The following is an 18,909-nucleotide window of genomic DNA, read 5'->3' on the forward strand; positions in this document are numbered from 1 at the left end:
GGGTAAAAGCAAAATGGGGAGCCAATCGGCTCCCCATTTTTTTAGTCCAAAGGACTTTCATAGAAAAGAGATTTTTCGAATTCGGGTAGGGTTTTGCGCTGATTGGACTGGAGGGTGTTTTGCTTTAAAAAGCCCCACACCCGTTGTGTCAGACGCTTGTTACCTGTGGGATCAAAGCGCGCATCGGGCAGCGCATCAATTTGTATATAAGGGGCTCTTTGATTGCCGCGCTTATTAGCTGCTGCCTGTCGTTGTCGTGCAAAACGTGCATCGACATTGGTTCGATCAAAATAATAGTCCAGCGTAGGAAGCCTTAAGCGTTCAATGTTTTGGGCCAACTGGAAATCGCTGAGGGCTGTGGTGCTTCTAGGTTCAATTAAAACAAGTGCCTGATTCGTGGTGCCTCGCTCGGCAGTATAGCGCAGCGCATAGGCAGCACCACTGCGATAGCCTAGATAAGCCACTTGGTTATAGCCCTTTTCTTGGGTTAATGCGATGGCGGCATCGATGCGTGCGAACACTTGCGCTTCATTCGGTAGTTCAGCTGATGTCGATACGCCTGCATTGGCACTGTTCTCATCAGAGTCATTGGGCTCATTATTTGTCGTTTGAGCAACTTGTACGGGAGTAGCTCGGCCACCCATATCCGGTATTTCAATGGCTAACGTGCACCAACTGTGTCGTGGTAATGTTTCGCGAAGGGGGGACACCACTTGTGGCCAATCAGGGTGGCCATGATCCCCGTGTAATAGTATTAAGCAACCTTGGGGATCTCCCGTTTCCGCTTCGCGAAATAAACCAAGGAAAGACTCACCATCCGCTTCTAAGGTTTCTATCTCATGGGCATGGTTAGTAATTAGACGCTCAATCAAACCAGCAATTCTCGTTTGCTGGGGGGTTGGTATTACCCGTGGTACATCGCTTTGCGTGACGGCGGGAGCGGTGTTACTGGTTTCGTCTTCACCTTCAGCCCAAACGTTCTGCAACGTCAGTATGAGCAAACAAGTGGTTAGCGTTATTTTCTTCATTGAATCCAATACTTATGCAATGGGCCTTGTTAGAATATTGCGCAAACAACATTCTGTCACTGCCGGAGACAAATATGAAAGACTTTCTTATTGCACCGTCTATTTTAGCGGCTGATTTTGCGCGCTTAGGAGAAGAAGTAGACAACGTACTGGAAGCCGGAGCGGACATCGTTCACTTTGATGTTATGGACAACCATTATGTTCCAAACCTAACCATTGGGCCGATGGTGTGTCAGGCGCTGCGTAAACATGGTGTGACAGCGGACATTGATGTTCATTTAATGGTGAAACCCGTTGATCGTTTGATTGGTGACTTCATTGAAGCGGGCGCCAGCTACATTACTTTCCATCCTCAAGGTAGCGAACACATAGACCGCTCATTACAAATGATCCGTGATGGTGGCTGTAAATCTGGCCTTGTGTTTAACCCAGCGACACCTCTAGATGACCTGAAATATGTCATGGATAAGGTCGATATGATTCTACTGATGTCTGTGAACCCTGGTTTCGGTGGCCAGAAATTTATTCCAGGTACGCTTGATAAACTTCGCGAAGCGCGTCGCCTGATCGATGAAAGCGGTTACGATATTCGTCTGGAAGTCGATGGCGGTGTGAGCGAGAAAAATATTGCCGAGTGTGCAGCAGCCGGTGCCGATACTTTCGTTGCAGGGTCTGCGATTTTCGGTAAACCAGACTACAAAGCTGTGATCGATCAGATGCGTGCTGAGCTCGCCGGTGTAAAGCAATGAAAACGCCGAAACACTTAAAACGCTTATTCGAAGATTGGCCTGAGTTAGTCTGCTTTGACCTGGATGGCACGTTAGTGGATAGCGTGCCTGATATCGCAGCAGCGATGGATAAAAGCCTAGTTGCTATGGGCGCTTCTCCAGCAGGTGAAGAGCGTGTTCGAGGCTGGGTAGGTTATGGCTCTGCCAAGCTTGTGCAACAAGCAATGGAGTGGGCTAACCTGCCAGCAGAGCGTATTGAAGAAGGCTATAAGTTGTTTTTAAAAGAGTACTTTGACAACTTAGCTGGTAGCTCAACGCTGTATGCCAATGTGGAATCTATCCTCAAAGCGTTTAAATATCAGAAAGTCCCCGTCGCCTTGATTACGAATAAGCCGAGCTTGTTTATCAAGCCGTTGTTGGATCATTTTGGTATTTCGACTTACTTTAGCTGGATGTTAGGCGGTGATTCATTGGCAGAGAAAAAACCGTCGCCATTGCCGTTATTGCATTGTATGGAAGACATCGAAGCGGCTCCTGAGAAGTGCTTGATGGTAGGGGATTCACTGGCGGACTACCGTGCGGCGAAAGCAGCGGGTTTCAAATGCGCCTTAGTCACTTACGGTTACAACCACGGTGTCGACCTCAAAGAACTAGAAGCCGATGTGCTGATCGACGATCTTGCTGAATTGCTAATGTGATCTAGCGCTAGCTTTGTTTGATAATTTTAATAAATGGGTAGGTAATTGTCGTAATAGGCATGACCTACCCATTTTTTTTGGCTAGAATCCAGACCGCTTACACTTTGAACGATGATGTAATTGATGTTGCAAATATTCCTAATCCGAACGAACGAGCTGGCACGCATAGGCCTTTTGGCCATGTTATTGCTAACGTTTGGCCCTTTGGTAGGACAGATTAGCGCTGCATCCCATCAAGCAGCCATGGCTGATTGGATCTGTGGTGATGACATTGCCATGGACAATATGTCTCACGGACAGCATGGCGCCGACCATGAACATGCTTGGTATGAGCAGTGTGAATACTGTTCACTCGTTCAGCACTTTCCTTTCTTAAGTGTTTACACACCTGAATTCACCGCCGCCAATGGCCTCGTGGAGTTAGGTCCCGTTATACCGATATGCAGCGCCTTTCGTAATAAGGCTTTGTTTGCTCATGCCCCCAACCGCGCCCCGCCAGTTCTGATCAGTTAACGTTTTTTGGATTTTTATTAACTGATTTAGAGATGTCATCATGACCCAATTTTTTGATGCTGGACAATTACGTCCAGAGAATACTGCTCGCCCTCAATTTATATCTCGTCGTCCAGTGTGGGCGATAGCGCCTCTGACCATAGCTGTGATCTTTGCGAATCAGGCCATGGCTCAGGAAGAGGCTTTATCGAATGCGATAGTTGTCAGCGCTCCAGAAATCGAAGCGCCAGTGGTCACTCGTGTAAATTTAGATGAAACTCCTGTGCTGCAATCGGCCACCGATGGTGCGACGGTGTTGGCACAAATTCCGGGCTTTTCTGCAATTGGCAATGGTGGTACCAATGGCGATCCTATCTTTCGTGGAATGTTTGGCTCTCGTTTGGCAATTTTGACCAGTGGCGCGCAGATGGCGGGCGCTTGTCCTAACCGCATGGACAACCCGAGTGCTTACATTAACCCATATTCTTACGATGAAGTGGAAATCGTCAAAGGCCCACAAACGGTTCTATGGGGGCCAGGCGCGTCTGCGGCAACAGTGCGTTTTGAGCGAGCTAGGGAGGACTTCTCTGAAAAGAATTATCGATTGGATGCCAGTGCTTTGGTTGGTTTCAGTGGACGTTTTGATCGTTACCTTGAAGGCGCCGTGGGCAATGAAAAGGGTTATCTGCGCTTAGAGGCAAATTCATCGCAAGCGGATGATTACGAAGATGGTAACGGTGATGTGGTGCCTTCTGAGTGGGATAAGTGGAACACCAGTGCGGTGGTTGGCTGGACGCCAGATAAAGACACGCTTTTGGAATTGGAAGTTGCTCGTGGAGATGGTGAATCGAAATACGCGGGGCGTTCTATGGATGGCACTAAGTTCCTACGTGAAACCGCAGCATTGCGTTTCGAAAAACAAAATCTCGGCGAATACTGGCGCAAGCTGGAAGCACAATTTAACTACGGCTACGCCGACCATGTAATGGATAACTTTACCCTACGTGAACCTCCAATGATGCCTATGGCAATGGAATTAGACCGTCGTACTCGCAGTGGTCGGGTAGCCTCTACTTGGGACTGGAGCGACTACTCAATAATCCTTGGGGTGAATGCTAAAGAAGAAGAGCATCGTCGTGGCTTAAATACGACGAACGTGATGACGGACTATAGCAGTGAACAAGCGGGAGTGTTCTCTGAACTGACTTGGTTTATGAATAATACCCAGCAAGTGGTTTCAGGCCTGCGTTTTGATCGTGTCAGTGCCACCGATGAATTGACGTCTACGGCGACGGCAGGGCAAGAGCGTTCTGATAATCTGGTGAGTGGTTTTGTTCGATTGGAAAGCGACCTGAGTAACATGCCTGCGACCACCTATATTGGCTTAGGGTATGTTGAACGTTTTCCTGATTACTGGGAAATCAAACCAGGTAATGCAAGTTTATCGGGGGATGTGAATGCCTTTGCTGGAGTACAACCTGAGAAAACGACGCAGATTGATCTAGGAATTAATTACCAAGTAGATGATCTAAGCTGGTGGCTGTCAGGCTATGCTGGGATGGTCAACGATTACATCTTGTTTGATTACTCAAATGATACACAAGTGGGCAATGTCGATGCACTTATTGCAGGGGCGGAAGCAGGGGCTCGTTATCAATTATCCGACAATTGGAGCACAAATGGCTCGATCGCTTATGCGTGGGGTGAAAACCGTGATTCCAATACAGCGTTGCCACAAATTGCACCTTTGGAAGCGAAGCTGGGGTTAACTTATGAACAACAGGCTTGGACGCTGAACTCAGTGCTGCGTATGGTTGCGAAGCAAGACCGTGTGGCGCTTGATCAGGGTAACGTTGTAGGGTATGACTTCGCGGAGTCGTCAAGCTTTGCCACCTTTGATATCAATGGTGAATACCGTTTGAGTCCGGTGGTGACATTGCGTGCAGGGATCGACAATTTATTTGATCGTACCTATAGCGAACACTTGAATAAAGCGGGTAGCTCAGTGTTTGGTTACGCTGCTGATACCGCGTTTAATGAGCCTGGACGCACTGTGTGGTTGGGAGTAAACGCTAGCTTTTAATGTCGTTGTTAGACTGATTTTCTCATAAAAAAGCCCACCGGGGGCGGTGGGCAAGAGTCGCTAACCAGCAGAGAGTGACGGTTAACTAGCGTGCGACGGAGCATCTCGGTCAGAGATCAGGTTACTTCATGTAATCATGAAGGTTATCAGGGGTAACCAGTTCAAAAGGAATCCAAATATTTCGTTCTACTGATTGGCCTTTTGCCATTTGATAGGCGGATAGGACAGCAACTTCTCCTTGCTTCGTTGCATTTTGGAAAACGGTGATATCAAGTTCGCCGTTTTTCATAGCAATAAGTCCATCTGATGTCGCATCGATACCGGCAATGACGACGCTATTCATATCACGGCCACTTGCTTCAATCGCCTGAATTGCACCGATAGCCATTTCATCATTGTTGGCAATAACGGCATCGTATTCCATACCTGATGTGATCCAGTTGGTCATCAAATCGTAAGCCTGAGTGCGTGACCAGTTTGCAACTTGTTTGTCGATGATTTTAATGCCTTCGCATTCAGGTCTTTTAATCACATCCTCAATGTCTTTGGTTCGAGTATGTGCAGCATGATTCTCTAATGGCCCCATCAAAACCAACGCGTTACCTTTCCCGTTCAGTAACTTACAGACCTGTTCAGTTTCTAATGTGCCAGAGTCAAGCTCATTGGAGCCAACGAAAGAAGTTTGCTGTGGCAGCATATTGATGTCGATTGGTGGGTGGTTAACGTAGACAAGAGGGATACCTGCTTCGTCTGCCATTTGGGTCATAGCAACGGTCGTGTCACCGTCTACAGCGTTAACAACAATTCCATCAACACCACTTGCAATAAAGCTTTGTACTTGGTTTAACTGGCGCCCAATGTCTAGATTGGCGTCTTCAAATTGTAAGGAAATATCTTCATTTTCTGCTGCTGCTTTCTTCATTCCATCCATCAAAATATCTAGGAATGGATTATCAAACGATGTCATGGTGATACCAATATTGGCACTGTGTGAGTTGATAGATAGAGTGGCGGCAATTAACCCTGCGCTAAGTGAAGCAGCTTTTTTGAGATTCATGATGACCTTCCTTATTTTTATTGGGTGTGCAGCACTCGCAATGAGTGCTGCTAGTGGGTATTACTTCATGGTTGGCATTGAGAATTCAGCGCCAGCGCGAAGACCTGTTGGCCAGCGAGCTGTCACGGTTTTCATGCGAGTGTAGAAGCGTACGCCATCTGGTCCATGCATGTGCAGTGGGCCGAACAGTGAGCGTTTCCAGCCACCGAAGCTGTGGAATGCCATGGGTACTGGGATTGGCACGTTAACACCGACCATGCCCACTTGGATTTCTTCACAGAATTGACGTGCTGTATCGCCATCACGTGTGAAGATAGAGGTACCATTGCCGTATTCGTGGGAGTTGATCATTTCAACCGCTTCCGCGTAGCTGTTAGCGCGTACCACACATAGCACAGGACCGAAGATTTCTTCTTCGTAAATGCGCATGCCTTTTTTCACGTTATCGAATAACGTTGGGCCTACGAAGTAGCCGTTCTCATGGCCTGGGTAGATAAAGTCACGGCCATCACGCACGATGGTGGCGCCTTCTTCAATACCCACACCGATGTAGTCTTTGATTTTTGCGCAATGCTCTTTCGAAATCACAGGACCCATGTGTGCTTCTTCTGGCAGACCAAGGCCTGGGCCAACGCGCATATTATCGATTTCTTGGCTTAGGCTGCTGATCAAGTTGTCTGCTACTTCGTCACCAACACACACCGCAACTGAAATGGCCATACAACGCTCACCAGCGGAACCGTAAGCAGCACCCATTAGTGAGCCAACCACTTGAGAAGGGTCAGCATCAGGCATAACGATCATATGGTTTTTCGCGCCGCCTAAAGCTTGAACACGCTTGCCATGAGCGGATGCCGTTGCGTAGATGTATTCTGCGATCGGGGTCGAGCCAACAAAGCTCACTGCTTGTACACGTTCGTCAGTTAATAGAACGTCGACAGATTCTTTATCACCGTTAACCACGTTGAATACGCCATCAGGCAGGCCCGCTTCAGTAAGTAGCTCAGCCAAACGTAGTGGCACAGAAGGGTCTTTCTCAGAAGGCTTCATGACAAATGTGTTTCCGCATGCGATGGCAACAGGGAACATCCACATTGGTACCATGGCCGGGAAGTTAAACGGTGCGATACCGGCACAAACGCCAAGTGGTTGCATTAGAGACATACTGTCTACACCACGACCAACGTTTAGGCTGTGCTCGCCTTTTTGAAGGTGAGGAATACCACAAGCAAACTCAACCACTTCTAGACCGCGAGTTAACTCGCCTTTCGCATCAGAGAACACTTTACCGTGCTCTTTAGTGATCATTTCAGCGATTTCATCTGCGTGTTGCTCAAGCAGCGCTTTGTATTTAAAAAGAACGCGGGCACGGTTAAGCGGCGTGACTTTACGCCAAGTTTCAAACGCCGTTTGTGCCACCGCAATCGCGTCACGGGTTTCGTCTGCACTGGAAAGAGCAACATTTAAGCTCTGTTCGCCAGTTGCTGGGTTGTACACTGGGCCCACTCGGCCGCTTTGGCTAGCCACATGCTGGCCATTGATAAAGTTTCCTAACGTATTCATTGCATTACCTTTTTGTTGTTGTCGCCTGATTCGGCAGGCGACCTTCACGAAATTAGTCGATTAGATCTAAGCCAGCTTCTTCACAGTATCGTTTTAAGCCTTCGGCGCCTTTGGTTGCGTAAGTCAGAGGGTGCGCAACCGCAGGATCTTGTTCCGCTTCCACCACTAACCAGCCAGAATAATTGCTTGCTTTTAACTGTTTAAACAAACGGCCGTAATCGATAAAACCATCACTTGGTACCGTGAAAGCGCCGTTCAGCATGGCACGTAAGAATGGAAGATCACGGTTTAGCGCATCCGCTAAAATCTCTTTGCGCATGTCTTTACAATGCACATGAACGATACGATCAGCATGGCGCTCTTGAACTGCGTACGGATCGCCTCCGGCAAAGGTCATATGGCCGGTATCTAATAGCAGGCCTACCGATGGACCGGTGTATTTCATTAGCAGCGCAACTTCTTCTTCGGTTTGAATTACCGTACCCATATGGTGGTGGTAGGCGATTTGAACCCCTTCAGAAAGAGTAAAATCAGCTACCTGTGTAAGCTTCTTACCTAGGTCTGCGATTTGCGCTTCGGTTAAGCGTGGGCGATGTGATAGTGGAGTGTCGATCTGCCCATGGATGCAATCTGTGATTTCACAGTACACCATGGCTTTAGCGCCAAGTGTTTTTAGTAGGTGTAAATGAGGTTTGATGGCCTCAATTTCCTCTTCGACACTGCGCGAAAGTAGCTCACCACTGAACCAGCCAGAGACTAGATCTAGACCATGGCTTTTCAGGATTGGACCAAGCACTTCAGGATCACGTGGGAATTTTTGTCCCAATTCAAAACCGCTAAATCCTGCTTGTTTACCTTCTGTTAGGCAGGTTTCGAGTGACGTGTCTGCTCCTAACGTAGGTAGGTCGTCATTGGTCCATGAAAGTGGGTTAATACCGATACGAACGCTCATTGTTATTCTCCGCTCAAAAAAGTGTTGGCATTAAAGGTTTTTAAATTGGCGAGCTTTATGCTCTTCGTAGACTTTGCGAGCATTTCTAACCTGCTCGCGCTCTGATACTTCTGCAATCGCTACATCCCACCAATTACCGCCGCTGTTTGTTACAATGCTTGGATCCGTGTCGATCTCAATTAAATAGCTAATTGGAGAGGCTTTGGCGCGAACCAGAGCGGCCTCAAGTTCTTCGATGGTGGTAACTTTCTCACCGTTAGCACCAAGAGCTTTGCCATGGGCTACGAAATCGGTTTTCGGTGCGCCTTCTTCAGTGGTTAAGCAGTCTTCCAGCATGTTATTGAAGCCTGGTCCACCACAGAACTGTTGTAGGCGATGGATACAGCCGTAACCGCGGTTATCGAGCACTACGAAGATGACTTTTAAACCTAACATTACTGATGTGGCAATTTCAGAGTTCATCATCAGGTAAGAACCGTCGCCAACCATGACATAGACTTCTGAGTCAGGGGCTGCCATTTTTGTACCAACGCCACCAGCGATCTCATAACCCATGCAAGAGTAGCCGTATTCCATGTGATAACCACGGCTGTATCGAGTACGCCATAGTTTTTGCAACTCACCTGGTAAGCCCCCTGCAGCACACACGACGATGTCTTGTTCACCGGCCGAGCGGTTCACTGCACCAACGACTTCGCCATCACTCGGAAGGGAAGTGCCGCGATCGCGAGTGGCATCTTCAACTGCTGCATGCCATGCCAGACGCTCTGTTTCCGCGCGATCTACCCAAGCACTGGCCGCTTCATGGCCTGAAAGCGCCTGAGTCAGCATCGGCAAGGTCAACTTAGCATCGCCGACCAATGAGACGGCTTTGTGTTTGACGGCGTCAAACGAAGCAACGTTTAGAGACAGTAACTTCGCTTCTGGGTTGATCAGAGAACGAGAGCCCGAAGCAAAGTCACCAAGGCGTGTGCCAACAGCGATGATCAGATCAGATTCAGCGCACAGACGGTTTGTGGATCCCGCACCGGTCACGCCAATTGAGCCCATGTTTTGTTGATGATCCCAAGGTAGAGCACCTTTGCCTGCTTGAGTTTCACCTACTGGTAATTTCAGTGCGCTGACAAACTCATCAAACTCACTTAGAGCACCAGAATAATGAATACCACCGCCTGCAATCACAACTGGGTTTTTGGCTTGTTTGATGAGCTCAATAGCTTGAGTCAATTCGAAGGCATCCGGTCCTTGGCGACGTAAGCGGTGTACTTTCTCTTCAAAGAAAGACTCTGGGAAATCAAACGCCATCGTTTGTACGTCTTGCGGCATGCCAAGTGTCACTGGGCCACATTCAATCGGATCAGTTAAAACACGCATGGCTTGTGGCAAGGAAGTCAAAAGCTGCTCTGGGCGTGTAATACGATCAAAGAAGCGGCTTACAGGGCGGAAGCAATCATTAGACGTCAGTGTGTAATCATGAAAATTTTCTACTTGTTGCAACACTGGGTCTGGCATGCGCGTAGCGAATGTATCACCTGGCAGGAACAGCACAGGAATACGATTTACGTGTGCCACCGCAGCAGCGGTCACCATGTTGACTGCACCAGGTCCAGCTGAAGCGGTACAAGCCATCATTTGTTGACGGTTTTTAGTTTTAGCGAAGGCGATGGCAGCATGAGCCATCGCTTGCTCATTATGCGCTCGGTAAGTGGGTAGTTGATCTTTTACGTGGTAAAGCGCTTCACCTAGGCCCGCTACGTTGCCGTGACCGAAGATCGCCCACACACCGGCAAACATTGGTTTGATGCCTTCGTCAGTTTCTACTTTTTGCGCCATTAAGTAGCGAATTACCGCTTGCGCCATGGTCAATTTAATCGTGTTCATCATGATTCCTTTATGCCATTCCTGTTAGTGGCGGTCTTTCCAGTAGGAAACCAACTCTAAGTAATTTGATACACATGCTTCGATTAGCTGCTCGTCATTAAAGCGTCCTGCTAACCACTCGCGGCTAGGCGCGCCAAAGATAGAACGACCAACGGCAAAGCCTTTTACAATGTCGAAGCCTGCACTGTTAGCAAAGCCTTGTTTCAGCTCGTCCATTGGCGCGTCAAGCCCCAACATCACTACGCCTCGGCAATGAGCGTCGAATTGCTGAATAATCTGAGTGAGGGACGTCCAGTTATTTGGTGATTGTGGCGGTAGTTTCCACCAGTCTGGCCTCACACCTAGGTTGTAAAAACGCTGTACAGATTCGGTGTACACGGATTCGTCGTGTTCTTTGTCACGTGGAGCAATGATTTCTAATAACAATTCATGTCCCGATGCGCAGCAGGCTTGGTAAAGCTCAATCACTTGGCGTTCCTGTGTTGCGCGCAGTTCTGCTTCGTCTTGGTTGTGGTAAAACACTAAACATTTAACGATGTGCTCTTTCGGCCAAGACTTCAAACGTGAGCCGATGCTTCGACCGCCTTCTAGTTCAATTGGGCGTGAACTTGGCAGCTCTACAGGACGACCAATCCACATATCCTTACCTGTGACATCATTCAAAGCATCTTGACCGTAGGTGTCATCAATGAGAACGCCGTACTGACTGCTGCCTATTTCTTTAACGCCCGCTTCAAGAGCTTTCACTAATAATCGTTTAAGTGTTTTGATTTTGGCTGGATCAACACCTTCTTCTTTGGCCATATCGAACAATTGTTTTCTATGGTCAAAGGCAAAAATGCATAGGTCTTGCCAGTCGTATGGCAAACGTTCAGTGGTCACTCGGTGCAAGTGATTCAGCTCTGTATCCAGGTCTGGACGTGGGATCTCGTGAGCATGCTCTAGGTAGTAATCCAGCTCTTCTGCACTTGGGATAGCCGGAGCGCAACCATGACGAGAAACAACCAAAGCACCGCAGGCATTGGCGTAGTTGCAGCATTGTTCTGGTGTTTCGCCACGGATCCAACCGCGAAGAAAACCACTCATGAAGGCATCGCCTGCGCCTAGAACATTGAGTACATCGACGCGTACGCCAGTGTGAACCACAAAGTCATCTTCACTAGCAGGGATGCTGCCTTCTAATACGGTACAGCCCTGCGCGCCAAGCTTAAGAACAATCGTAGCGTTGCTCAGCTCGCGAATTTTCTGCAATGCTGTAATCGTGTCGGTACTGCCACCTGCAATATGAACTTCTTCTTCTGTGCCAACGATAAGGTCGAAATCGCCCAGAATACCTTGTAGGTGTGTGGTGACCGCTTCATTTGAAATAAAACGTGTTTCGCCATCGCCAGGGTTGGTTAATCCCCAAAGAACAGGGCGGTAGTCGATGTCCAACACACACTTAGTTTGGCGTTCTTTAGCGTATTGAATAGCTTGTTTACTGGTGGCGTAAGTGCTCTCAGTTGAGAAATGGGTGCCAGTAATCACAAGAGCTTTGGCTGACCCGATGAAGTCGGCATCGAAATCTTCTGGGCTAACCGCCATGTCTGCGCAATCGTTGCGATAAAAAATAAGAGGGAAAGTGTCTTGGTCTTTGATGCCTAGGAGAACCAAACCGGTAAGACGTTGTTCGTCGGTAACAACATGGCTGGTATCACAACCCACACGATCCAGTTCTTCTTTTACGAAGCGGCCCATGTGTTCATTGCCCACACGAGTTAGCATGGCACTTTTTAGACCCAAGCGAGCTGTTCCATAAGCAATGTTTCCAGAGGAACCACCTAGGTATTTAGCAAAGCTTGAAACGTCTTCTAGGCGGCTGCCAATTTGCTCTGCATAAATATCGACTGCAGCGCGACCAAGACAGATTAGATCTAAGTTTTTATCGCTGGGCATGGTGCTCATTCTCCCGTGTCAGCTAAATTGTCTGATCCTTGAACTGCCCATTGAGTAAGACAGTGTGATCATTTGTTATTGTTAGTAAGTATGCTGTCTAGATTAGAATAAAAATTCTATTTTTTCAATTGTTTGGAAAATATTTTTTTAGGTTTTGTTTATAGGCTTTTTTATTAATTATTTTCAATTAAATCAATGTCTTATTTGTTTTTGTTTGCGCCGACAGTATTTCTTTATGAAATGGATCGGAATATTTATTCCAAAATAAGAAGCTCGAAAGCAGCATTTAGAACAAATAACATTCCCGTGGGGAAGCTTAACGATAAAACTCTGGTTTAGATGATCTCTATGGCAGATGCTCAAGAATCGGTACAGAGTTCCGGGTAAACTCGCGGACGGGTCCATCATTTAACAAAGTCAACTCGTGGTGACATTTCAATGTAGTCAAAGCCCATTTCTTTGGTCGCACGGCACAGCTGTTCCAAAGACAAATGGCGATGCATATACGGATCTAGTGCAATTTTCATCAGACTTCCTTCACAGAGATGCTTACGCCAGCGCTTTGTTCACGTATTGAATGCTGTCTTGCACGGCGCCTTCGATGTCTTGCAAGTTCCACACTTTTTCAGAGAACGGTTCAAATGAAACAGGGCCGTTAAAACCTGCATCAAGTAGAGTGCGAAGTTGTTCTACATTGCTAAGGCGATCTTTTTCACCCACTAGTACTCGATCTCCATCAAGCATGTCTTCAAAGGTAATGTCGTCTTCAAGACCAGAGATATGAACTAGGCCAGTACGTTCAGGGAAAAACTCGTCTTCTCCTGCGCCTTTGTGATGGAAGGTGTCGTGTACCAGTGAGAAACGCTCGCTTGCACCGATTTCATCAATGGCTTGCAGTGCAAGGCGCTTAGAACGAAGAGATGAGATAGGGAAGCCAAGTGGCTCAATAAAGCCGTGTAAATCAAATTCTTTCAATACTTTGGCAAGCTCAGTAAGAGCGTATTTGAGATCTTCGTAACTGACGGCTGTGCCGTCGTTGAGTGGGCAGCAGACCAGGCCTTCTGCGTTAGCGGCTTGAGCAAGCTTAGCCAACTCGCGAGTTTGAGCTTCGCGTTCGTCATTCCAAACATTGAAAGGGTAAAGGGCGTTGATAGAAAGGACGCGAATACCTAGTTCTTTGGCTTGTTGACCTGCTTTGAGGGCAGTGTCTAGGTCCGTAAGGCTGTTGTCACCCACGTCGTTTCGAAACTCAACTGTCTGTGCTTTGAGTTTGCCTGATAGGTCAAGAAACTCAGACACAGTGAAAGATGGGCAGACCATGTGATTTAAGCCAAAGCGTGGTTGCATAGACATATTGTTCACCTCTAGATAAAGGCGCATAAACCATGTTTTGACGGATCATGTTTTACGCAAAGTGGTTTTTAGAATTATTTTTCGTGATTGATACTAGCTAGGATGATTTTTTAACGTCAATCTAATGATGTCGTGATAGCATCAATTTCTATCAAAAAACATCAAAAACGTATTTGCGAAAAAAACACGTTAAATGATTCTTCCAATCCCTTGACAAAAATCCTGAATCAGTTCAAATTGGAACATATATTCTAAATGGTAATTTTTTTAGAATGATCGTATTCGAAATGTAAACAAACATTTCGTCTGTCTAAGCGACATGCTTAGACGCGTTTTACCGGAAACAATAAAAACAAATAGAACACTCAGTGTTCATTTTTCGAGGAAATCGCACAATGAAAAAACTAGCTCTTACGGCTATAGTTAACCCCGTGGATACGGATGCCACCATTTCTATTTCTGATGATGCTCAAGCGGCTGGCATTCCACTTATTTACGTTAACCGCCAACCAGTCAATGTTGATGATTTACTTCCTGATAACCAAGCGTTCGTCGCGTCTGATGAGCGAGTCTCTGGTACGTTACAAACACAAGAAGTCTTAAAGGTAACGTTGTTGTCATGATGGGGGAGTTAACTAACCAGGCAGCCTTGCAACGCACGCAAGATATCCATGACGTGATTGCAACGCCTGAATGTTCTGGACTTAAGGTTGTAGAACAGCAAACAGCGAGCTGGTCTCGTACATTAGGTAGCGACTTGATGACGAACTGGATTTCTGCAGGCATTCAATTTGATGTAGTGATCTCAAACAATGATGAAATGGCCATAGGTGCGATTCAAACACTTAAAGCAGATGGCCGTTCAATGGACGATGTAATTGTTGCAGGTATCGATGCGACAACTGATGCTCTAGCAGCGATGAAAACGGGTGACTTAGATGTGACGGTTTTCCAAAGCGCTGAAGGTCAGGGTCGAGGATCGGTTGATGCAGCTGTAAAACTTGCTAAAGGCGAAAATGTGGACCAGAAAGTGTGGGTTCCGTTTGAGCTTGTAACACCTGAAAATCTAAACAATTACCTAAAGTAATTGTTTCACCCGACGTAAAATAACAAGAGGAGGGATTGCGTTATGAGTAGCGCAGCAGTGGTGGAAGCCACGCCTACCAGTGGCGTAAGTCCCCAGGCGCAAAGCTCTGAGTACGTTCTAGAAGTCGTGGACGTACGCAAAGAGTTTCCTGGGGTATTAGCACTCGATAATGTCCAGCTAAAGATTCGGCCCGGAACTGTTCACGCTCTAATGGGGGAAAACGGTGCGGGTAAATCAACCTTGATGAAGGTGATCGCTGGTATTTATCAACCCGACCAAGGAGAGGTGCGCCTTCGTGGTGAGCCGGTTACCTTGGAAACTCCTCTTAAAGCTCAAGAATCTGGTGTCGCCATGATTCACCAAGAGCTGTTATTGATGAACTCCATGACGGTTTCGGAAAACATCTGGATCCGTCGTGAGCCTCGTAACAGTTTTGGCCTGATTGACCACGATCGAATGCGTGGCATGACGGTCGAACTCTTTGATCGACTTAACATCCGCTTAAACCCTGATGCTGAAATCTCAACCTTGTCGGTGGCTAACCGCCAGATGGTTGAAATTGCGAAAGCGGTTTCATTTAACTCAGATGTACTCATCATGGATGAGCCAACATCAGCGATCACTGAAACCGAGGTGGAACACCTTTTCGAGATTATTCGTGACCTACGCAAACGCGGCATTGGTATCGTTTACATCACCCATAAAATGAACGAGTTGTTTGAAATTGCGGACGAGTTCTCGGTGTTCCGTGATGGCAAATACATCGGTACGCACCTTTCTTCTGAAGTGACCCGTGATGATATCATCAAAATGATGGTGGGCCGTGAAGTTTCGCAAATGTTTCCGAAGGAAGAAGTTGAGATTGGCGATGTCTTATTGTCCGTTAAAAACCTTAGCCTAGAAGGCGTCTTTCATGACATTTCCTTTGATGTTCGTAAAGGCGAGATTCTTGGATTAGCAGGACTAGTTGGTGCAGGGCGCTCAAATGTTGCTGAAACGATTTTTGGTGTGACGCCTGCGACGTCTGGTCAGATCTTCATTGAAGGTGAAGAAGTTAATATCAAAAACCCACACGATGCAATCAGACAGGGCATGGCATTCTTAACGGAAGACCGCAAGGAAACAGGCTGTTTCTTACCGTTAGATATTCAAGAAAACGTTCAGTCAGCCGTGTTACACGACAACTATGTGAATAACGGTTTTGTCGATCATGCGGCTTTGGAAAAAGAGTCTGCTGAGTTGTGTAAAAAGCTTCGTGTGAAAACGCCAAGTATGCACGAGGTGATCGAAAACTTATCTGGTGGTAATCAGCAAAAAGTATTGATTGCTCGTTGGTTGCTAACCCATCCAAGAATTCTGATTTTGGATGAGCCTACCCGTGGTATCGACGTAGGGGCGAAATCTGAAATTCACGCCTTGATCTCTCAATTAGCCCATAAAGGTGTGGCTGTGATTATGATTTCATCTGAGTTACCTGAAGTGTTGGGAATGAGTGATCGAGTGCTGGTTATGCATGAAGGTCGCTGTACTGGGATCCTCAATCGTGATGAAGCGGACCAAGTGTCCGTCATGAGTCTGGCCGCTAAATAGTTTTTAATGACAAGAATAAGAGATTGATATGACTACTTTAAACAACACAGTTAAGCCTGCCGCAGGAGACACTGGGGCAGAAAAGCAGAAAAAGCCACTTCCACCAGAACTGAGTATCCTTGCTGTATTGGTGGGCATCTCAGTTATGTTTGAAATATTGGGCTGGATGTTTGTTGGGCAAAGCTTCCTGATGAATATGAGTCGAATTCAGATCATCGTATTGCAGGTTTCCGTAATTGGTATTATTGCCATTGGTGTCACCATGGTCATCATTACCGGGGGGATCGACTTATCTTCTGGCTCCGTCGTTGCCATGACCGCCATGATCGCCGCCACCTTCGCCCAGACCAGTGCTTGGCCAAAGGTGATCTTTCCGACGCTGACTGACTTGCCATTTGTTGTGCCGTTAATTGTTGGTTTAGGTGCTGGTGCGTTAGCAGGCTTTATCAATGGGTGGCTGATTACCAAGACGAAAATACCGCCATTTATTGCAACACTTGGGATGATGGTATCGGCTCGTGGTATCGCTCGCTGGTACACAGATGGTAGCCCTGTATCTGGTTTCACAAAAGACTTCGCTGCACTGGGTAACGCTCTAGATCGCTGGATGCCCGTTGTAATCTTCCTTGCAGTAGCGGTTACTTTCCACATCGTTATGCGTTACACCCGCTTTGGTAAATTCACCTACGCCATTGGTGCTAACCCACAAGCCGCTCGTGTATCGGGTATCAACATCGACATGCACCTTATCAAGGTCTACACCATTGCTGGTTTGCTAACAGGTCTGGCTGCGATGGTTGCCATTGCCCGTATCAAAACAGCACAAGCCGGTATGGGTTTGATGTACGAGCTAGATGCCATTGCGGCTGCCGTTATCGGTGGTGTGTCTTTGTCTGGTGGCCGTGGTCGCATCGCGGGAACCGTGATTGGTGCCTTGATTCTAGGTGTGATGCTGTCAGGCTTCACTTTCCTACGAATCGATGCTTACTACCAAGATATCATCAAGGGTGCCATCATCGTTGTTGCAGTAATCGTTGACCAACATCGTCAGGGTAAACTGAAGAAATCCACTTAGCGATGCTCCATCCAGGCATCCTTTTAAAGGCCAATCGCTCTGAGCGATTGGCCTTTTTTTATGGAGTCATCACAAATGTTAGGTTTGGAGTAGGGAAGCTAGAGAAGCGCTTATAAATTTTCAGCGACGTGCAATTCAACGGTAAGTTGAAGCGCTGGCTGAGGCGTGATGTGTTTTTGAGATAGGGCTTGCGTAAAGGTCTCAACCACTGCTTGAGCAATCTTGGAGACTGGTGTGGCAATGATCATATCGATACAGCCATCACTTAGGGCAAGGCGTGTGCTACTCATCAGTTCGTTACAAATTAAAGTAATGCTTTGGGCTTTTTGCGCTTCACGAATGGCTTTAATAATGCCTTCCACTCCGCCTCCAGCACTGTAAATCGCGCTGATGTTTGGAGCTTGTGCGATCAAGTCTTTGGTGGCTTGATAGGCGAGCTGGTTATCATCCAGATTGACTTGGGGCGCTAACAAGTTGAAGTCATGCTGAATTTCGCGGAAATAACTGATAAAGCTGATCTCCGCAATGTCCTGATTTAAGTAGCTGTGGCTGCCGAGCAAAATGCCCACATCCCCAGGTTTTGCTAAGCGATTGATTGCCCACGCAGCAGTACGCCCCGCTTTGCGGTTATCGACGCCAATATGACGTGTGCAAGTAGAGGTAGACAATGGCGAGAGCAGTGTCAGTACGGGAATGTTTTGCCCCGTAATACGTTCTACCTCTTGATTGAGTAGCAGGTGATCGAGGGCGACGACAGCCATCGCATCAGCGTGCTGGCTTTCTCGTTCCAACTGTTCAGTGATGTATTCCGGTGACACCTCATCCATAAAACGGATCGTCGTTTCAAAAACAAAGTCGGTTGCACGACTGCAAGCTGCTTCGATGGCTTTGCCTAATTCGACATAGAATTCATCATTGCTGCGTTGCAGCAGAATAGAAAGACGTTTTCTGGGTTTAGACTCTCGGACGCGCTGTTTTAGCAAGCCAGCGGCGTGATAGCCGATGTCTTCAGCTGCCAATAAGACGCGCTGAGCGGTCACTTCTCTGACTTTTGAGCGTTTATTCAGCACTCGGTCCACGGTGGCTGTGCTAACCCCCGCCGCAGCTGCTAAATCTTCAATAGTGGGGCGATTTGACATACACCAAGCCTAGTTGAAAGGTGAACAGTAGAGCAGGAGTTGGTTATTCCGCAGAGGAATTTTCATCGAAGGTATACCAATACTTCCATAGGCAGTAGAAAAACATGGCGGTAAAAATAACGCCCCAGAAAGGGTTACCAGTGAGCCATTCTAACGCGCTCCAACCAGCACAAAAAATAGTAATAGCGACACGTCGCCATTTGGGACGGAAAAAGTTCTGTTCGGCATCGTTCACGTTGTGATTCCTA

18 protein-coding genes are annotated in these 18,909 nt (G+C 47.3%); 8 read left to right on the forward strand and 10 right to left on the reverse strand.

Annotated elements, in window-relative coordinates; all coding sequences use genetic code 11:
• Nucleotides 1-41: 41 nt before the first annotated feature.
• The gene (locus ACXAC1_RS12130; RefSeq protein WP_475061694.1) at nt 42-1,028 is read right to left on the reverse strand and encodes a DUF3530 family protein; all 987 of its coding nucleotides are present in this window, start codon (nt 1,026-1,028) and stop codon (nt 42-44) included.
• Nucleotides 1,029-1,102: 74 nt separating this feature from the next.
• Here ACXAC1_RS12130 and rpe point away from each other — a divergent pair, with 74 nt between their 5' ends.
• The 4 genes from rpe to ACXAC1_RS12150 all read left to right on the forward strand — a co-directional run bounded on the left by rpe (nt 1,103) and on the right by ACXAC1_RS12150 (nt 5,029).
• On the forward strand, nt 1,103-1,777 hold the full coding sequence (gene rpe / locus ACXAC1_RS12135) for a ribulose-phosphate 3-epimerase (protein ID WP_475061695.1): 675 nt from the start codon (nt 1,103-1,105) through the stop codon (nt 1,775-1,777).
• Complete coding sequence (locus ACXAC1_RS12140; protein WP_475061696.1) at nt 1,774-2,454, forward strand: phosphoglycolate phosphatase; 681 nt, start codon at nt 1,774-1,776, stop codon at nt 2,452-2,454. Before rpe ends, ACXAC1_RS12140 begins: the two co-directional genes overlap by 4 nt.
• Before the next feature lie 123 nt (nt 2,455-2,577).
• Complete coding sequence (locus tag ACXAC1_RS12145; protein ID WP_475061697.1) at nt 2,578-2,967, forward strand: DUF2946 domain-containing protein; 390 nt, start codon at nt 2,578-2,580, stop codon at nt 2,965-2,967.
• 40 nt (nt 2,968-3,007) lie between these two features.
• A complete protein-coding gene (locus ACXAC1_RS12150) occupies nt 3,008-5,029 on the forward strand; it encodes a TonB-dependent copper receptor (RefSeq protein ID WP_475061698.1) in 2,022 nt (673 codons plus the stop codon).
• A 121-nt stretch (nt 5,030-5,150) separates the two neighbouring features.
• On the opposite strand, the gene ACXAC1_RS12155 is transcribed toward ACXAC1_RS12150, so the two are convergent.
• The 7 genes from ACXAC1_RS12155 to ACXAC1_RS12185 form a co-directional block, all read right to left on the reverse strand.
• Complete coding sequence (locus ACXAC1_RS12155) at nt 5,151-6,086, reverse strand: sugar ABC transporter substrate-binding protein (RefSeq protein ID WP_475061699.1); 936 nt, start codon at nt 6,084-6,086, stop codon at nt 5,151-5,153.
• A gap of 60 nt (nt 6,087-6,146) precedes the next feature.
• Nucleotides 6,147-7,649 carry a CoA-acylating methylmalonate-semialdehyde dehydrogenase gene (locus ACXAC1_RS12160; RefSeq protein WP_133563358.1) on the reverse strand — a complete coding sequence of 501 codons (1,503 nt, stop codon included), beginning with the start codon at nt 7,647-7,649 and terminating at the stop codon, nt 6,147-6,149.
• Nucleotides 7,650-7,701: 52 nt separating this feature from the next.
• On the reverse strand, nt 7,702-8,601 hold the full coding sequence (gene iolE, locus ACXAC1_RS12165) for a myo-inosose-2 dehydratase (RefSeq protein WP_475061700.1): 900 nt from the start codon (nt 8,599-8,601) through the stop codon (nt 7,702-7,704).
• 30 nt (nt 8,602-8,631) lie between these two features.
• A complete protein-coding gene (gene iolD / locus ACXAC1_RS12170; RefSeq protein WP_475063821.1) occupies nt 8,632-10,482 on the reverse strand; it encodes a 3D-(3,5/4)-trihydroxycyclohexane-1,2-dione acylhydrolase (decyclizing) in 1,851 nt (616 codons plus the stop codon).
• Nucleotides 10,483-10,506: 24 nt separating this feature from the next.
• Nucleotides 10,507-12,417, reverse strand: coding sequence for a bifunctional 5-dehydro-2-deoxygluconokinase/5-dehydro-2-deoxyphosphogluconate aldolase (locus tag ACXAC1_RS12175; RefSeq protein ID WP_475061701.1), 1,911 nt, complete (start codon nt 12,415-12,417; stop codon nt 10,507-10,509).
• A gap of 404 nt (nt 12,418-12,821) precedes the next feature.
• Nucleotides 12,822-12,944, reverse strand: coding sequence for a hypothetical protein (locus ACXAC1_RS12180; protein ID WP_475061702.1), 123 nt, complete (start codon nt 12,942-12,944; stop codon nt 12,822-12,824).
• A 22-nt stretch (nt 12,945-12,966) separates the two neighbouring features.
• Nucleotides 12,967-13,770 carry a TIM barrel protein gene (locus ACXAC1_RS12185; RefSeq protein ID WP_475061703.1) on the reverse strand — a complete coding sequence of 268 codons (804 nt, stop codon included), beginning with the start codon at nt 13,768-13,770 and terminating at the stop codon, nt 12,967-12,969.
• Nucleotides 13,771-14,165: 395 nt separating this feature from the next.
• On the opposite strand from ACXAC1_RS12185, the gene ACXAC1_RS12190 reads away from it, so the two are divergent.
• Genes ACXAC1_RS12190 through ACXAC1_RS12205 form a run of 4 tightly spaced genes read left to right on the forward strand, consistent with a single transcriptional unit; the run spans nt 14,166 to nt 17,522 of the window.
• Nucleotides 14,166-14,393 (forward strand): hypothetical protein, encoded by a 228-nt coding sequence (locus ACXAC1_RS12190; RefSeq protein WP_475061704.1) that lies wholly within the window; start codon nt 14,166-14,168, stop codon nt 14,391-14,393.
• Nucleotides 14,390-14,857 carry a substrate-binding domain-containing protein gene (locus ACXAC1_RS12195; RefSeq protein WP_475061706.1) on the forward strand — a complete coding sequence of 156 codons (468 nt, stop codon included), beginning with the start codon at nt 14,390-14,392 and terminating at the stop codon, nt 14,855-14,857. Before ACXAC1_RS12190 ends, ACXAC1_RS12195 begins: the two co-directional genes overlap by 4 nt.
• Before the next feature lie 42 nt (nt 14,858-14,899).
• Nucleotides 14,900-16,447, forward strand: coding sequence for a sugar ABC transporter ATP-binding protein (locus ACXAC1_RS12200; RefSeq protein ID WP_475061708.1), 1,548 nt, complete (start codon nt 14,900-14,902; stop codon nt 16,445-16,447).
• Between the two features lie 28 nt (nt 16,448-16,475).
• Nucleotides 16,476-17,522 carry an ABC transporter permease gene (locus ACXAC1_RS12205; RefSeq protein WP_475061710.1) on the forward strand — a complete coding sequence of 349 codons (1,047 nt, stop codon included), beginning with the start codon at nt 16,476-16,478 and terminating at the stop codon, nt 17,520-17,522.
• A gap of 110 nt (nt 17,523-17,632) precedes the next feature.
• Here ACXAC1_RS12205 and ACXAC1_RS12210 read toward each other — a convergent pair whose 3' ends face one another.
• Nucleotides 17,633-18,661, reverse strand: a complete 1,029-nt coding sequence (locus ACXAC1_RS12210; RefSeq protein WP_475061712.1) for a LacI family DNA-binding transcriptional regulator — start codon at nt 18,659-18,661, stop codon at nt 17,633-17,635.
• Between the two features lie 43 nt (nt 18,662-18,704).
• Nucleotides 18,705-18,896: a hypothetical protein gene (locus tag ACXAC1_RS12215; protein WP_133563335.1), complete on the reverse strand. Its 192-nt coding sequence runs from the start codon at nt 18,894-18,896 to the stop codon at nt 18,705-18,707.
• Nucleotides 18,897-18,909: the final 13 nt, after the last annotated feature.

This window comes from Marinomonas sp. AWM4_232, from assembly GCF_056158325.1.

Excerpts from the sequence above, each read along its gene's own strand:
- ACXAC1_RS12195 (WP_475061706.1), top strand. The coding sequence starts at position 14,390 with ATGATGGGGGAGTTAACTAACCAGGCAGCCTTGCAACGCACGCAAGAT.
- iolE (WP_475061700.1), bottom strand. The coding sequence starts at position 8,601 with ATGAGCGTTCGTATCGGTATTAACCCACTTTCATGGACCAATGACGAC.
- ACXAC1_RS12155 (WP_475061699.1), bottom strand. The coding sequence starts at position 6,086 with ATGAATCTCAAAAAAGCTGCTTCACTTAGCGCAGGGTTAATTGCCGCC.
- ACXAC1_RS12190 (WP_475061704.1), top strand. The coding sequence starts at position 14,166 with ATGAAAAAACTAGCTCTTACGGCTATAGTTAACCCCGTGGATACGGAT.
- ACXAC1_RS12185 (WP_475061703.1), bottom strand. The coding sequence starts at position 13,770 with ATGTCTATGCAACCACGCTTTGGCTTAAATCACATGGTCTGCCCATCT.
- iolD (WP_475063821.1), bottom strand. The coding sequence starts at position 10,482 with ATGAACACGATTAAATTGACCATGGCGCAAGCGGTAATTCGCTACTTA.
- ACXAC1_RS12140 (WP_475061696.1), top strand. The coding sequence starts at position 1,774 with ATGAAAACGCCGAAACACTTAAAACGCTTATTCGAAGATTGGCCTGAG.
- ACXAC1_RS12210 (WP_475061712.1), bottom strand. The coding sequence starts at position 18,661 with ATGTCAAATCGCCCCACTATTGAAGATTTAGCAGCTGCGGCGGGGGTT.
- ACXAC1_RS12150 (WP_475061698.1), top strand. The coding sequence starts at position 3,008 with ATGACCCAATTTTTTGATGCTGGACAATTACGTCCAGAGAATACTGCT.
- ACXAC1_RS12145 (WP_475061697.1), top strand. The coding sequence starts at position 2,578 with ATGTTGCAAATATTCCTAATCCGAACGAACGAGCTGGCACGCATAGGC.
- ACXAC1_RS12205 (WP_475061710.1), top strand. The coding sequence starts at position 16,476 with ATGACTACTTTAAACAACACAGTTAAGCCTGCCGCAGGAGACACTGGG.
- ACXAC1_RS12160 (WP_133563358.1), bottom strand. The coding sequence starts at position 7,649 with ATGAATACGTTAGGAAACTTTATCAATGGCCAGCATGTGGCTAGCCAA.
- ACXAC1_RS12175 (WP_475061701.1), bottom strand. The coding sequence starts at position 12,417 with ATGCCCAGCGATAAAAACTTAGATCTAATCTGTCTTGGTCGCGCTGCA.
- ACXAC1_RS12200 (WP_475061708.1), top strand. The coding sequence starts at position 14,900 with ATGAGTAGCGCAGCAGTGGTGGAAGCCACGCCTACCAGTGGCGTAAGT.
- ACXAC1_RS12180 (WP_475061702.1), bottom strand. The coding sequence starts at position 12,944 with ATGAAAATTGCACTAGATCCGTATATGCATCGCCATTTGTCTTTGGAA.
- rpe (WP_475061695.1), top strand. The coding sequence starts at position 1,103 with ATGAAAGACTTTCTTATTGCACCGTCTATTTTAGCGGCTGATTTTGCG.
- ACXAC1_RS12130 (WP_475061694.1), bottom strand. The coding sequence starts at position 1,028 with ATGAAGAAAATAACGCTAACCACTTGTTTGCTCATACTGACGTTGCAG.